Origin of the sequence: Allobosea sp. BE125 (assembly GCF_031456075.1) — a bacterium.
Classification (GTDB): Bacteria; Pseudomonadota; Alphaproteobacteria; order Rhizobiales; family Beijerinckiaceae; genus Allobosea.
Window position 1 is genome coordinate 77,824 of sequence record NZ_JAVDTY010000008.1, and the last position, 14,138, is coordinate 91,961.

The window sequence follows — 14,138 nt, forward strand, 5'->3', positions numbered from 1 at the left end:
CTGCTTGAATTACGGGAACTTTCGGCCCACCTCCCTGCCCCGCATGGGGGAGCGGTACGCTTTCAGCTATAGCTAAATGTGGCGCGGTATGAGCGCATGCCAGCGCAGCCACAAAAGCAGCCACCAATCCTTGCTTCATGTCACACTCCTATAGCTATGGAGCTCGAGGTCAGCGCTCTTGAAGGGAAATTTTGTGACTGTGACAGCACCGCTTGTCTTGGTGGTTCCAACCTGATTGCCGCCCAAGACCTCCACATGCGTTGAGGTCTCGCTGAGGAATAGACCGACATGGCCGAACCCCAGGTCGCCGTCTGGGCCAGGAAGTCGGAACACGACGATGTCACCAGGCTTTGGAGTGTCGGTTTTTGGGAAGGCGGGATTGCTCCGAAAGCTGCCTGACTGGGCGCTGCCGGTAGTCGGCTTGCCGGAGGCAAGCAGGCAGAAATTCACAAAGGCAGCACACCACGCAGTTTGATCGCCCTTGCTGGGGATCGTAAATGTCGAACTGAAAAGCCCGACAATAAGTGGATTCGCGCGTCCGTCCTTCGGCCACTCGTGCCTGTAGAAGTGACCGTCCTCGTTCTTGTCGGGAAGCACCTCGAAATACCGAGCCACCGCGAGAGGGGATTGATCGCGCGGTGCGGCATAGAGGAGCTTGAAACCCTTGGCAATCTCACCGTGTTTGGGAGGCTTGGTCCCGGTGGGCCGGGTACCAGAACTATCCGGTTCGCTCACCGGTGGGCCGAAGCCCCATTCAGTGACCGGATCAAAGCCCGTGGCCGGCGAATTTTGCGCCCTGGCAAGGCTTGGCCCTATGGTGGCGGCGCCCGAAGCTAATAGTAACCCGCGACGATTGATCATCATTTGCCCCCTATTCCAAATCGCATACAGTAAACTGGACTAGTCCTGCGTGCTGCGCAGCCACTGAGAAAGTATCTATACCTTTGATCGAGCATGCGACGACGTCGCGTCGACCGAAAGGCCGTACGCACAGGTCCTCATGTGATGGCTTGAGATCAACAAATCCGCCGGACGCTTGTGTAGCCACGCCTGAGGCGCTGACTGTAAGACGCCGATTCCGAACCGGAACACTAATCTGGCCGCCATCCGACGCTACAGAAAGCGTAATCTCTCGGCAGAGAGCAGGTTTGAGAGATTCCTTAGCGTCAGCCCGAAATTTCGAAAGCCATTCCACATGGTCCTCAACCGCCGTGTAGATCGCCTCAATAGAGTCTTTTACGATGCAGTTATCCTTACCGACACTGTCTCTCGAAGACGCAATCCCGACGAGTTTTAGGCTATTGTCGGGCGCTCTCTCAAACAACGGCCCGCCGGAATCACCTGCGCAAGTCGCAGCTTGTCCAGCTCCGGGGGTACGGTTCTGCCGAAAACTGTAAAACGCGCAACGCGCGTCGCTGCTCACCACTTCGCTGCTACAGGGTGTCAAGTTGACGGTTGCCATGGCGGCAATACCCTCCCGCAGCGGCTCCCCAGGTACTCCCAGTTCCCGGGCGGATTCCTCGGTCATCGATAATCGGCCAAAACCCGCGCTGATTATCACTCGGGTTGGCGTAGTAGACCCATGATCTCTCACCGCCAATTCGTATGGACTATATCGAACCGACGATGACAGCTCGATGATCGCGAGATCTCCTTGCCGCGAACCATCTTTCGATCGGGAGTTCTCGGATATATTAAAATCGGGAGAGAGATGAATAATTTCGCCCTTCACGACAGCACCGGACGTTGGAAGGAACACCACCGTTTCTGAATCTCCCGGCGCGTTGGCCGACAAGCAGGCTTTTTCTGTGGAATGAAACGAAGTCCCCCCGCGCGCTTCGCAAGCGCAGTGGGCTGCCGTTAGAAAATGCCGCGGCGAGATCAGCACACCCGAGCACGTTTTGACGTCGCCGCCGCCAGCAGGACGTCTCAGAACGCGCCCCAGCGATGGCACAAAAGATGAAGAGATAATCACTCGGCTGGCAATCGAATCTTTGCTAAAAAAATCTGCTATGCCAGACGAGTACTTTTCGATTTCTGTTGAGAACCATTTTTCGTGTGGATCGGCACTATCCGCCAGCGCGTTCGTCGACCATGGCGCCAGTGCGGCGATCAACAGCATCGCGCGCAACAGCATCGATGCCTTACTTCGCCGACTGCCGCAGAGAAAAAACTTGCGAAAGCGGCAAACTAACGCTGAGGAATGCGAGCCGTTTTGCATCGATGGCACTCTGATCCACTTACGTCAGCATGCACAAGTTTTAGTTGATTACAACCCGACCAATTCTCCTTTTACACGCCTGCCGCGTGTAGCGATGCGATCCAAAGGCAGCAATCCGGGATTGGTTGCTCAGAAGCCTGGCAGCCAAACGCGACGCAGATCGGCTTGGGCAATGCCGAGGGTCCGTGTTCGAGCGTATAAGCGTGACGCGCAGGTCAGGCGTGCCTGCCTGACCATATGGTCAGGCATATTGGACTATGGCGTGGGCGACGTTGACGCCGCGACGACAACGCTCGGCTGAAAGCCGCCCTCGTACGGTTCGCGGTCGATTCCATAACTCTTAAGCTCCTCCACCTGCTCCCTTTTGAAACAATAAGGAAGAGGGGCGACTGCATGGAAGCTCTGGCGATAGGCAAGGTTCCAAGTGAGTGCTAGCGCGTCCCAGCGCGTCAGCCGCTGCGAAAGCGTGAAGAGGAGATGCTGGCAAATTTCCGTAACGGCCCTTGGTTGGACGGCCTGGAACACCGCTGGGTATGCAGCATTGATCGAGGAGGCAAGCGCTTCGGGTTTCACCCCAATAGCTTCGAGTGTATTGTCCAGCCCGACCAAGATATTCCGATCGAACCTCCGGCTGCTGCCGTTTCCTGGCGCAATGATCGACCACTGATTACTACGCGTTACCGCCAAGGAAAGGCCGACATGTGAAAGAGTCAGGCTCGTATGCTCGGGCCTAAGCGTGTAGGTTCGGACGCTTGGAGCCAGATTCAAATCCCGTGCAAGCGCGTTGGTCAGCCGTTCAAAATTTCTCGCGCGCGTCTCTAGATTAGTTCTGAGGTCGCCAGTCGTGAACGGCGTTTCGCCAGCATCCCTGCCGGAAATCGCATAACGTCCCAACAAGATGCGCTCGCCAAAACCAGGCCGGATGACACCAGCCGCACTCCCCGCAACTTCGATGATTTCAGCAAGCCGTCTTAGAAACGTCACCGGGTCGAAGGACGTATGTTGGGCCGCGGCCGTGAAGGTGATGGCGAAATCATCCCTAGCTCGCACCATTCCCAGCTTAATGTCGCAGCTCGGCTTCGCGCGCTTATCAGCATCCACGCTAGACCCATCGGCAAAAAGCACGGCCCCGTCAGTCACGGGCGAACGGTCCAGCGCGCGGTAGGACAGCTTATACGAAGCTGCGAGCGCAAATTTTCCCAAAAATGACCGCGATGCCTCGACGGCGTCGGATAGGGTTGCACATCCATCATATGCAATCTTCACGGTGGAATAACCGTCGTCGACAGTGCGCCTTGTCGCAAATCGAGGCTGGCTCCCGAGCAAGTAGGCTATGTCGGTGACACGAGCGTTTGTATTTCGTGGACGAAAAAGATCGAAAATCGTTTGAGAAGAGGCCGTTTCGATCGGCAAGGCGATGATGACCGCCAAACCGGCAAGAATTATCGAACGCATCGACACGGCCCTATATCGTTGACGCTAGGGCATCAGATTACCCAGAAAGAAAAGACGCGCAAGAGTTGTACTCGCTTCGGCGATCGGGATTGGCCGGATCAAGCCCTGTTCGAGCGTTTGCGTCGTGAAGTTAACCGCATCAGGGATGGAAGCCGAAGAGCGCATGATCCGCCCAATAGGGCCTGGGCGGTAAAAGCGTGCCCCGAAGGTATGCGGAGCAGGTACCAACGGAGCTTACATAGGCCTTATGGGGCAAACCTGCGCTGAAATTCACGGCTTTCGTAATATCGCGTCTTTTGGGGGCTATTTTCATGAAGCGGATGCTGTGGGACCGACCCGAGGGAAGTCGCATGCACAACCGCCAGGGCGATCGGGAGGACACCCCGATTTACACAGCCCTGGGCAAAGCTGTCTCGGCATGGGAGGGCGTGAATGCCGCCGTCGCTAGCCTGTTTCATGCTCTGCATGCAGGGGACGAGCAGGAGGTCGATGCCTTCGGGGGCGTATTCAAAGTCCATGACCGAGCGAACGCGCTGCGTGAAGAATGCGCCCGCTTTCTCGATGCCGATTTTGGTGACCAGCGCGACCAGGCGGCAAAGCTGAAAAAGTCGATGAGGCAAGTCGCAGGAGCGTACTGCGAATGGGCCGTGCGCCGAAACGAACTTGCCCATGGGTACGTCACCGAGGCCCGCTGCCCGGACTATGGCGATGACGAGCAGCCGATCATCACCGTCTATGCCCTGCTGCCATCTCATGCGCGGCTTGGCGCCTGGTCACATGCCGAGCCGAGATTCAACTATCTCGCGGCCGACATCGAGTTGTTCGCGCAACGATTCCGGGAGCTGGACGCGCGCATCGAGGGCATCGCGAAGGTCGCTGCAGAGCTTTATAGGTTCAGGTCACCGAAATTGGGCTTTTGACGGCAGCGTGACCATGGGGCCGCAAGCCGGATAACCGCGGTAAAGTGCATGTCAGGAATTGGATAGGATACGATCCTACTCATGCCGCAAGAGGGCAACGAGAAGCCCCGACCACAGGTCGGATTGCACCTCCCGGACGATACCTCGCCTGCGCCGCTTCAGCGTCACAATGGCGATCATGCCCGGCCGAGATCGATACTCCCGCCGATAGCGCCAGAACTTCAGAAATCCGCGCGCCCGCTCAGGCGAGCCCTAGCTAGCGGTCGCGACGCAGCTGAGTGGTGCGGACGGCGGGGATCGAACCCGCACAGCCTTTCGGGCCGAGAGATTTTAAGTCTCTTGCGTCTACCAGTTTCGCCACGTCCGCCTGCCCGCAGGGGTAGCGGGCGCGGGCTCCCGGCGCAAGCTCATCCAGGCGCCACCGGGCGCGGTATTCAATGCCGGCGGGCAGGCTTGTACCATTCGACGCCGTCGGGATCGACATAGAGGCCCGGCGCGACATTGGAGCCGATGCTCTTCTGCTCCATCGGCACGCGCACCGTGTCGTCGCGGTCGCCGCGTTTCACGTAAGGTCCGGCGGCTTGCGTCTGGTGGCCATGCCGGCTGCTGCGCGCCTCGGTCGGCCCGGACACGTTTTGCCGGCCCGCCACCTTGTCCTGCAGCTCCGTCACCGAGCGCCCGGCGAAGGCGATCCGCCCGGAGCCTTCGACCACCGGCAACGCCCGCAAGGCAGCGCCCTCGCCCGTCAAGCGCACGCCGCTGAAGCGCGGCACATAGGTCGCTCCCCCGCGCCCGAGCGTATCCCAGCCGCCGGCCGCGACCAGTTGCGCGCCGCAGCGCTTATGGACCTGCTCGCAGGACGCCCGCGAGGCATAGCGCGGCGCCTTCTGCTCGAATTCGGCGCGGGCATTGCGATAGGCGAACTCGCATTGCTCGGCGCTCAGCAGGCCGGCTTCGACGCATTCGTCGCGCCGCTCATAAACCGCGCTCTTGCCCTGGATCACGCTCTTGCCTTGCGCCGCGAGATCGGCGGGCGAACCCAGATAGAGCGCCGGGGCAAGCGCTGCGACGCGGAGCGTGGCGAGGAGCGAGGATGCGGAAATCGTGATCATGCGGCGCACCATAGCCACAATTGTGGCTTCACAGCAGCGAACGGCGCGAGGCTGCAAGCTCGCGCGTCGCTCCATAGTCGATCTTGCCGTTGCCGAGCACCGGAATCGAGTTGGTCACCAGGATCGCGCGCGGCACCCATAATTCGGGAAAGCCCTGCGCCTTCGCCTCGTCCAGCAAGGCGCGCTTCTCGGCATCGGGCTTTTCGGTGACGAGGACGAGCTGCTCGCCCTTGCGCGCATCGGGCAGCGCCACCACGACATGGTTCTGCTCCGGCCATAGCCCCGCAATCATCGCCTCGACTGCGGCAAGCGAGACCATCTCGCCGCCGAGCTTGGCGAAGCGCTTGGCGCGGCCCTTGATCACCACGAAGCCGTCATCGATCGCGACGATGTCGCCGGTGTCGTGCCAGCCGCCCTCCGGCGGCACGATCTTGCCCGGCTCCTCGGCGCTGAGATAGCCGGCCATGACATTCGGGCCCCGCACGCAAAGCTTGCCGCCCTCGGTGATGCCCTCGACCGGATCGAGCCTCGCCTCGATACCCGGCAACAGACGCCCGACGCTGCCCTCGCGCATGGCCACAGGCGTGTTGCAGGCGAGCACGGGCGAGCATTCGGTGCAGCCATAGCCTTCCAGGATCGTGGTGCCGTAAGGCTCCCACATCCGACGCGTCTCGGGCTTCACCCGCTCGGCCCCGGCGACGACATAGCGCACGCTCTTCAGATCGTCGGGATCGGCAGCGCGCGCATAGCCTTGCAGGAAGGTGTCGGTCGCGAACAGGAAGCTGCAGCCCATCTCGCCGATCAGCCTGGGGACCTGCTTGTAGTGCAGCGGGCTCGGATAGAGCACGACCTTCATGCCCTGCAGCAGCGGCATCAGGAGCCCCGCCGTCAGCCCGAAGGAATGGAAGGCCGGCAGCGGGTTCATGACGATGTCGCGCTCGGACAGGAAGCCGGCGGCGAGCTGGAAGATCTGGCGGGCGTTCGAGACCAGATTGGCATGGGAGAGCGCGACGCCTTTCGGCTTGCCTTCGGTGCCCGAGGTGAACAGCACCACCGCCGCATCGTCCGGCTTGGCCTCGTAAGCGCGATGCGCCAGCCCGGGCGCGAGGCTGAGCAGCGCACCATAGGCCTTGTCGAAACTGGTGATCTGCTTGCGGACCTCCTCGAGATAGATCACCCGCCGGCCCTCGCCCAAGGCGGCGATCTCGTCGTCGAGCTTGCCCTGGTCGATGAAACGGCGCGAGGTGATGATGGTTTTGAGCCCGGCAAGCTCGGCCGCCGCCCGCAGATTCTTCACCCCGGCGGTGAAGTTCAGCAGCGCCGGCACGCGGCCGAAGGCGGAGAGCCCGAACAGCGTCACCACCATGCCCTGCATATTGGGCAGCAGCAGGCCAACACGTTCGCCGGCTTGCGTCACGCCTGCGAGCTTGCGCCCCAGCACCAATGCGCCCAGCACGAGCCGCCCGAAGCTGATCGGCTGGCGCTCGGGATCCTCCAGCGCAATACGGGCCCGGCCGTGGCGGGTGCTCGCCTGGATCAGCGCTCGGAACAGCGTGATCCGCGCCGCGGGCGCGTCGAAGGACAGGGCGTCGAATTCCGTGTCGGCCATGTTTGGCTCGGCTCCAGGCAGGCGTTTCCCTCAACGCCTACCTAAGGGCTTTGGCGGCCGTTGCAATCAAAAGCGCTTGACCGTTCGCGCCGCCCCCCACAGCCCTCATCCTGCGGAGCCGCGAAGCGGCGCCTCGAAGGATGGTCCGGGAGCATCCTGGAGCATCCTTCGAGACTAAGCCTACGGCGCTCCTCAGGATGAGGGCTGTAGGACGATGGAGGATGAAGATATCCGACGCCCCCACAGTTCCGTCGCATTGGTTTCACCGAACGGCCAGACGAACGACAGATCCTGACCGGATTTGGCCGCTAGCGTCCCTTTGTTATCGGGAGATGAGTTCTCCCGCTCCAGACCCTCATGGAAAGGAGAGATCATGCGTAAGCTGATGATAATCGCCACCTGCCTGCCGCTCGCCTTCGCCGCCAGCGGCATTGCCCGCGCCCAAGAGGAGCTGCCCGCCCCGGCCGGGCCGCAAGCTCCCGGCAGCCAATCCGCTCCGGGCGTCAAGAGCGTGACTGTGCTGGACAAGGGCAATCTGCCGCCGGAGCTCAGGGCACAGGTCAATGCGCTCATCTCGCGGACCAACCGGGACGAATTGCAGGAGCTGCGCCAGGCCATCGATGCGATGCCGATGGCCTCCTCGGCGCTGAGGGCCAAGGGCCTCAGCTCGGCGCAAGTGATCGCCGCTGCCATCGACGATGACGGCGAATTGACCCTGGTCGCCGAAGAGCAGGTCTGACCGGAGCCAGGCCTTATCGGAACCAGGTCTGATCGGGCCAAATCTGATTGGGCCAAGTCTGATCGGGCCATGGAACCGATCGACGAGGGTGCGCCGCGCGCCCGTCACCTACCCCCCAGACGAAAGGACAGGATCATGAAGCTGACCGAAGCGCGTATCGACCACGCCCTGAACCAGTTGAACGCCCAAATCCCGAGCACCCAGGCCCTGCCGGAGAACCACCCGATCACAGACCAGCTCAGCGATGTGTTCGGCGACCATACCTTCTTCTTCGATGCCGGCGGCCTCACCATCATCGAGCCGGCCAAGCCCGACGACGAAAGCGCCAACCTGGGGCAAGTGATCAAGCTCGCCAGCTGGATCGACGACGCCCGGACCAAGCTCGCCCCGCACCTGCCGGAATACACGGCGGTCGTCGTCGAGCTCGATCGGGCGGCGTGATCCGGACGCAAGGGCTTGCGGCCTGAGCACGGAGCCACCCCGTCATTCCGGGCTCAGGCCCGCGGCCTGCCCCGGAATGACGGGGCGGTAAATGGAGCCAAAAACCCACCCGAACGCCCCGATCTCGTGCTGGATCGCACCCGAGATCTCGCGCAGTAGGCCAAAGCAGGCTCGCATCGGCGCGAAGGCGCCGCTCTGCAGCGCTTGATAGGTCCCGCCTTCGCGCGGTCCCGGCGGCCCGCCGAAGTCCGGTCCGATCGTCTCAATCGGGACTGCGCGGGAAGATCTCGCCGAGCAGGAGCAGCGAGGCCGGGATGTCGAGCTACAAGATGCGTTCGATCAGAGCTTCCTGCGTCAAGCCGGCATGGAGCACGAAGGCGCGGAGTATCGACCGCAGCGTCCAGAAATACCGTTGCTCCGGCGCAAATGTTGTTTCAGATCAATGTTCGCGCCCTCAGACACACGCAACCTATGCGTGGGCTTGGGGACATATGTCGTGCAGCACATCGCCGGAATGGAGAGCAACTGCATCGCGACGGAACGATCGTCGCAACTCTCTTCGGTGCAGCGGCGCCTGCTCGACGCCATGGCGCAGGCTCCGCTTCAACGCTTTCGTCGCGGCTGGGCGCATGATCGCTGCGGTCCCTTCTTCAAGGAAGACTCGATCATCGCCCTGGCGAGACGCGATATGGTGAGGATTACCGCCTCGGGACGCTATGCGAAGCTCTGGACCAAGCCACCCGGCCAATCCCGGCAGGGCACCGCTCTCGGTCTTGCCGACATCTAGCCAAAGGCGCCGATCTCGTGCTGGATCGCGCCTGAGATTTCGCGCAGCAGGTCGAAGCAAGCCCGCATCGGCGCGAAGACGTCGCGGTGCAGCGCTTCATAGGTCCCGCCTTCGCGCGGTCCCGGCGGCTCGCCGAAATCCAGTCCGATCGTCGGATCGGGATTGAGCGGGAAGATCTCGCCGAGCAGGAGCAGCGAGGCCGGGATGTCGAGCCGCAGGATGCGCTCGATCAAGGCCTCGCGCGTCAAGCCGGCATGGGGCCGGAAATCCGGGACATGCGCCGCCGAGAGCCAGATCCGGTGCATCACCGCCAGCCGCAGCGCATGCAGCGCAACCAGCCTGACCGACATGCGCGGCGTGTCGCCTGCCACCGTCTGCAGCTTCAACCAGTCCGATGAGAGCCGCCAGAACAGGCGCCTGAGCGCGGGCGCGAGCTCGAGCCGCGCCAGCGCGTCGGCGACCGCGAGCAATTCGTCGCGCCGCCCCGCGCGCGTCGTACGGCGAGCGCGGTCGAACCAGTTGCCGGGGTCGAGCGTGTCGAGATAGGCGCGCAGCACGTCGAGATCGCTATTGGCCATCGCATGGCTGGCCAGGCTATAGGCGCGCTCGAAGCGGTCGGAGCGCTCGCGCATGGCGCGAAACAGGTCGGGCGCGCGCCCGGCCGCCTGGCCGAGGCCATGCACGCTGTTGGCGAGCCAGCCGAGCTGCTGCAGGATCGCGTTGTTGGGGATGGCGCGCAGTTCGCGCGGATGGCGGATACGGGTCGGCCCGCCCGCATCGCTCTGCCGCGCCGCCGGGCGCGAACCGGTCTTATCGAGCAGCGAGGGACCGAAGGTGCCGATCAGCGCGGCATAGCCGGGATCGTCGACCAGCGCGGTCATCTCCTCGCGCACGGTCTGAAAGAACTCCGAGGCGAAATCCGGCTCCTGATAGATCGGGTCGGCCGCCGCATCCTTGCCCGCATCCCGGCCTTCGCCGAAGACGGCCTCGGCGATGCGCCCGACGGTCGCCGCTGCGATCTGCCGCGTGCCGAAGAGCAGATAGCCGTCACTGCCCTGGAAGCTGGTCTCGCGCACCGTCGCGATGCCCGCCCGCTTGAAGGCCTGCCGCGCGAAAGCCGGATCGAGATAGGCCAGGCGATCGCTGAGGCTGCGCGGATGCGCGCCGCGCCCCGCCGACTCGCCATGGGTGTCGAAGATCACGAGCTCGATATCGCTCAGCCCGTAGCGCGTCAGCAATTCGCAGATGCGGATGCGCAGGCGCTCGACCCAGAAGGTCGCCGCGACCTGGCCGATATAGCGCCCGGAATCGGAATAGCCGAACTGGATGCAGAGCCGGCCGTGCTGCTTGAGATAATCACGGAAATGCGGGCTACGCAGTGCCTCGTCGATGATGCGCGGCCCCTGTTCCAGCGCATCCGAGGTCTCGAATAGCGGCGAGATCTCGACCTTGTCGGCGATGCCGAAGCGCTTCGCCAGCCAGAGCGCGCAGAGCAGTGTGTAACCCGTCTCGGTTTCCGCCACGAGAAAGCGCACCGGGCGCGTACCGTCGAGATGCTTCACGATCTGCGCGATCGTCATCATCATCCGCGCGGCCGAGGCCCGCTCGGCCGCGAGCGCGCCGAAATCGACCGCCGTCGGCTCGACCTTGCCGAGCAGGGCGTTGGCCGCGCTGAGGAAGGCGCGCCGCTGCGCCGGCAAGGCAGGCTCCTCATCGAGCGGAATGACGCCGCGCATCGCATTGTGGAGCTGCGAGGCGTTGAGCCGGAAATGCGGCAGCGCGATCGAGACGCCATGGGCAGCGCAACCTGCCTTGACCAGGCAGAGCGCCATCGCCGTCTCGTCATCAGCCCCGGTCGCCGCGATCGCCCGGTCGAGCGCCGCGATCAATCCGGAAGCTTCCGGCAAGGCCGCCTCGCGCTCACCGACCAGGGCCAGGGCGAAGGCCTGCAGTGCGGTCAGCGCCGGTTGCGTGCCGATCGGCGGCGCGAGTGCGAGCTGGCGCTCGACGGCGGCGAGCGCGGCCGACACCAGCGCCCGCACCTCGGCCGTCGCGGCCACCTCCGGCAGCTTCTCCAGAATGCGCACGAACTGTCCGCGCTTGGATTCGAGCCGGTATCGCAGCGTGTCCCACCAGCCGATATCGGTGCGACCATCCGTGTCGCAACCGACCCAGGAGGCCAGGATCAACGGCCGCGGCGCGAGCTCGCGCCAGCGCTCCGGCCAGCGCGAACGTGCCGCCGTCAGCAGCGCCGCGTTCAAACGGTCGAGCGCATCGCGGGCATGGCGCACGGCGAAACGCGCCTGCTCGAATTCGTCCTGCAGCGTGATCGCGCCATCGGGCCGGAAGGAGAGCGCCTCATTCTCGACCACAGCCGCGCCCGCCGCATCGCCCGAGGCGAGATCGGCCAGCGCATGCGCCAGCTTCCGGCTCATGCCGAAGGTCGGATGGGCCGTGAACACGGCAGCAAAGCGTGGCCGGGCGGTCGCAGCGCGGAAATGCGCGAAGGGCTCGGGCTCGCCTTCGGCGGCGGCGGCCAGCCGCTCGGCCAGCGCCAGCAGCGGCACATCGCCATCATCCGTGAGCCCGACATAAGCCGCGACGCGCTCCGCCCGCTCGTATAATGCCTCGCGGCCAAGATGGCGCACGAGCCCCAGCGCGGCGTCCAATGTCAGCTCGCCGCGATCCATCCGCCGCGTCAGCCAGAGCGTGACCCTGAGCACCGGATTGCCGAACGGGTCTTCGCGCGCAGCCTTGCGCGCCTGCTCGATTGCGCCCTGGAGCTCCAGCGCCGCCGATCCACCTTGCTCGTCGAGCCCATCCGTCATCACCCGCTCTCCCTCACGGATGGAGCAGGCAAGTTTTGGACCTGCGATGCAAGATGGCTGGGATGCAAGACAACTTAGGATGCAAGACGACGACGAAGCCCAAGGCGAAGACGAAGATCACGCCACGCGGGTCTGGCGGCAACTGACCGGCAGCAGCCAGTCGATGGCGCGCGAAGCGGGAACCGCCGGCGAGAACAGGAAGCCCTGGCCATACGGGCAACCCAGCGCCTTCAGCGCCTGCAATTGCGCCGCCGTCTCGATGCCTTCGGCAACGATGTCCATGCCCAGGCTCGCCCCCAGGCGCAGGATCGTCTCCAGGATGGCGCGATCCTGCGCCGAGCTTAGGAAACGCTGCACGAAGGATTTGTCGATCTTGATGACGTCGATCGGATAGCTGCGCAGATGCACGAGCGAGGCGTAGCCCGTTCCGAAATCATCAAGCGCTACACGCATGCCACTCTGCTTCAGGCGCTCGAGGATGCGCTTCACCGGGCCGGATTCATCGTCGAGGAAGACGCCCTCGGTCACCTCGATCTCGATCATGCCGGGCCTCAGGCCCTGCTCGGCGACGCGCTCGATCAGCGTCTCCGCGAAATGGTGGTCATGGAGTTGCGAGGCGCTGAGATTGATCGCGAGGCTGCCGAAATCGAAGCCGGCACGATGCCAGAGCCCGGCCTGGCGCAAGGCCTTCTCGACTACCCATTTGCCCAGTCGCGCCGAGAGATCGGGATCGTTCAGGGCCGCCTGGAACGCACCCGCCGCGACCACCCGCCCATCGGGCATGCGCCGGCGCAGCAGCGCCTCGAACCCCGACAGGGTCTGGTCGGAGAGCTGCAGCTTGGGCTGGTAGTACAATTCAAGCTGGTTCTCGACCAGGGCGCGGCCAATATCGCGGACAGTCTCGAAGCGCCGCTCGCCCTCGCTCTTCATCTGCGGATCGAAGACCCTGAAGGTGTTCTTGCCCGCCGCCTTGGCGGCGTAGAGCGCGATATCGGCATGGCTGAACAATTCCGCCGCGCTCGAGGCGTCGAAGCCTTGCGGGATCGCGATCCCCACCGACGCGCCAAGCTGGAAGACATGCGCGCCCCAGGCGATCGGGCGGCGCAAAGCGTCGAGGACGCGCTCGGTCAGAGCCTCCGCCTCCAGTCGATCGGCTGCCGCGCCCATCAGCACCGCGAACTCGTCGCCGCCGATCCGCGCCACCAATCGCGCCTCGGCGCAGATACCACGCAGGCGCAGCGCGACCTGCTTCAGGCATTCGTCGCCGAGCCCATGGCCGAAGGTGTCGTTGACCTGCTTGAAGCCGTCGAGATCGACGAGCAGGAGCGGCCCGGGAGGCTCGCCCTTCTGGCCGGACAAGATCGCCTGGAACTGGCTGCGATTGGCGAGCCCGGTCATCAGGTCGATTTCCGCCAGGAACCGCGTCTTGTCCCAGAGCGCCCGCTCCTCGGTGATGTCCTGCTTCATGCCGAAGATGCGCACCGCGACGCCGTTCTCACTCTCGACATCGGCGGTGAGCCGCATCCAGCGCTCCTTGCCGAGCGCGGTCGTGATCTTGGCGTCGAGCGTGAAGCCGCCCCGCTCGCAAATCGCCTTGCTGCGCAGGGTCTGCATCGCGACGCGCGATTCCGGGTCGTACATCTCGACGATTCTGGACCGGTCGAGTTTGGAGCCGCGCGGGAGCTCGAAAAGATCGTAGACCGCGTCCGTCCAGCGCAAGGAATCGGCATTGGTCAGATCACATTCCCAGACGCCGATTTTCGCAGCTTCGGAAGAGCGATCGAAGATCTTCTTGCTATGCGCCAGGGCCTCGTCGCGTTCGCGCAGGAGCCGGGATGTCTCCTCCACCTCCCGCTGCAACCGCTCGACCCGCTCCAGCAGGCAAGCCAAGTCGCCGTCGCGCCGCGTCGCGACGACGCCGGTCTCATGCCAGGCCGCGGAACGCGCCGGCTCAGGTTCCGGCAAGGGGTGGTCGCGCACGATCAGGCTCTTTCAACTGAGTATCCGCTCAGGGCGCCATGCTAGT

General features: G+C 63.7%; 11 protein-coding genes and 1 tRNA gene. 4 read left to right on the forward strand and 8 right to left on the reverse strand.

Annotated features, from left to right (window positions below; translation table 11 throughout):
* Positions 1–135 precede the first annotated feature (135 nt).
* The 3 genes from J2Y55_RS18405 to J2Y55_RS18415 all read right to left on the reverse strand — a co-directional run bounded on the left by J2Y55_RS18405 (position 136) and on the right by J2Y55_RS18415 (position 3,682).
* Positions 136–861: a CHAP domain-containing protein gene (locus J2Y55_RS18405; RefSeq protein ID WP_310156503.1), complete on the reverse strand. Its 726-nt coding sequence runs from the start codon at positions 859–861 to the stop codon at positions 136–138.
* A 10-nt stretch (positions 862–871) separates the two neighbouring features.
* The gene (locus J2Y55_RS18410) at positions 872–2,221 is read right to left on the reverse strand and encodes a trypsin-like serine protease (protein WP_310156506.1); all 1,350 of its coding nucleotides are present in this window, start codon (positions 2,219–2,221) and stop codon (positions 872–874) included.
* A 255-nt stretch (positions 2,222–2,476) separates the two neighbouring features.
* A complete protein-coding gene (locus J2Y55_RS18415) occupies positions 2,477–3,682 on the reverse strand; it encodes a hypothetical protein (protein WP_310156508.1) in 1,206 nt (401 codons plus the stop codon).
* Between the two features lie 305 nt (positions 3,683–3,987).
* Between J2Y55_RS18415 and J2Y55_RS18420 the strand changes: the two genes are divergently transcribed.
* On the forward strand, positions 3,988–4,596 hold the full coding sequence (locus tag J2Y55_RS18420) for a hypothetical protein (protein ID WP_310156510.1): 609 nt from the start codon (positions 3,988–3,990) through the stop codon (positions 4,594–4,596).
* Between the two features lie 279 nt (positions 4,597–4,875).
* On the opposite strand, the gene J2Y55_RS18425 is transcribed toward J2Y55_RS18420, so the two are convergent.
* The 3 genes from J2Y55_RS18425 to J2Y55_RS18435 all read right to left on the reverse strand — a co-directional run bounded on the left by J2Y55_RS18425 (position 4,876) and on the right by J2Y55_RS18435 (position 7,317).
* A tRNA-Leu gene (locus J2Y55_RS18425) sits at positions 4,876–4,963 on the reverse strand.
* A 67-nt stretch (positions 4,964–5,030) separates the two neighbouring features.
* Positions 5,031–5,708, reverse strand: coding sequence for a DUF1190 domain-containing protein (locus J2Y55_RS18430; protein WP_310156512.1), 678 nt, complete (start codon positions 5,706–5,708; stop codon positions 5,031–5,033).
* Positions 5,709–5,736: 28 nt separating this feature from the next.
* Positions 5,737–7,317, reverse strand: coding sequence for an AMP-binding protein (locus tag J2Y55_RS18435; protein ID WP_310156514.1), 1,581 nt, complete (start codon positions 7,315–7,317; stop codon positions 5,737–5,739).
* 373 nt (positions 7,318–7,690) lie between these two features.
* Between J2Y55_RS18435 and J2Y55_RS18440 the strand changes: the two genes are divergently transcribed.
* From J2Y55_RS18440 to J2Y55_RS18450, 3 genes are all read left to right on the forward strand, one after another.
* Positions 7,691–8,056 (forward strand): hypothetical protein, encoded by a 366-nt coding sequence (locus J2Y55_RS18440; RefSeq protein ID WP_310156516.1) that lies wholly within the window; start codon positions 7,691–7,693, stop codon positions 8,054–8,056.
* Between the two features lie 69 nt (positions 8,057–8,125).
* Positions 8,126–8,497, forward strand: coding sequence for a hypothetical protein (locus tag J2Y55_RS18445; protein WP_310156519.1), 372 nt, complete (start codon positions 8,126–8,128; stop codon positions 8,495–8,497).
* A gap of 496 nt (positions 8,498–8,993) precedes the next feature.
* Positions 8,994–9,284 (forward strand): hypothetical protein, encoded by a 291-nt coding sequence (locus tag J2Y55_RS18450; RefSeq protein ID WP_310156521.1) that lies wholly within the window; start codon positions 8,994–8,996, stop codon positions 9,282–9,284.
* On the opposite strand, the gene J2Y55_RS18455 is transcribed toward J2Y55_RS18450, so the two are convergent.
* Both J2Y55_RS18455 and J2Y55_RS18460 read right to left on the reverse strand, forming a co-directional pair.
* Positions 9,281–12,112 (reverse strand): phosphoenolpyruvate carboxylase, encoded by a 2,832-nt coding sequence (locus tag J2Y55_RS18455; RefSeq protein ID WP_310156523.1) that lies wholly within the window; start codon positions 12,110–12,112, stop codon positions 9,281–9,283. The genes J2Y55_RS18450 and J2Y55_RS18455 overlap by 4 nt on opposite strands.
* Positions 12,113–12,229: 117 nt before the next feature.
* Complete coding sequence (locus J2Y55_RS18460; RefSeq protein WP_310156525.1) at positions 12,230–14,092, reverse strand: putative bifunctional diguanylate cyclase/phosphodiesterase; 1,863 nt, start codon at positions 14,090–14,092, stop codon at positions 12,230–12,232.
* Between the last annotated feature and the right edge of the window lie 46 nt (positions 14,093–14,138).

Excerpts from the sequence above, each read along its gene's own strand:
- J2Y55_RS18405 (WP_310156503.1), bottom strand. The coding sequence starts at position 861 with ATGATCAATCGTCGCGGGTTACTATTAGCTTCGGGCGCCGCCACCATA.
- J2Y55_RS18410 (WP_310156506.1), bottom strand. The coding sequence starts at position 2,221 with ATGCAAAACGGCTCGCATTCCTCAGCGTTAGTTTGCCGCTTTCGCAAG.
- J2Y55_RS18420 (WP_310156510.1), top strand. The coding sequence starts at position 3,988 with ATGAAGCGGATGCTGTGGGACCGACCCGAGGGAAGTCGCATGCACAAC.
- J2Y55_RS18430 (WP_310156512.1), bottom strand. The coding sequence starts at position 5,708 with ATGATCACGATTTCCGCATCCTCGCTCCTCGCCACGCTCCGCGTCGCA.
- J2Y55_RS18435 (WP_310156514.1), bottom strand. The coding sequence starts at position 7,317 with ATGGCCGACACGGAATTCGACGCCCTGTCCTTCGACGCGCCCGCGGCG.
- J2Y55_RS18440 (WP_310156516.1), top strand. The coding sequence starts at position 7,691 with ATGCGTAAGCTGATGATAATCGCCACCTGCCTGCCGCTCGCCTTCGCC.
- J2Y55_RS18445 (WP_310156519.1), top strand. The coding sequence starts at position 8,126 with ATGGAACCGATCGACGAGGGTGCGCCGCGCGCCCGTCACCTACCCCCC.
- J2Y55_RS18455 (WP_310156523.1), bottom strand. The coding sequence starts at position 12,112 with ATGACGGATGGGCTCGACGAGCAAGGTGGATCGGCGGCGCTGGAGCTC.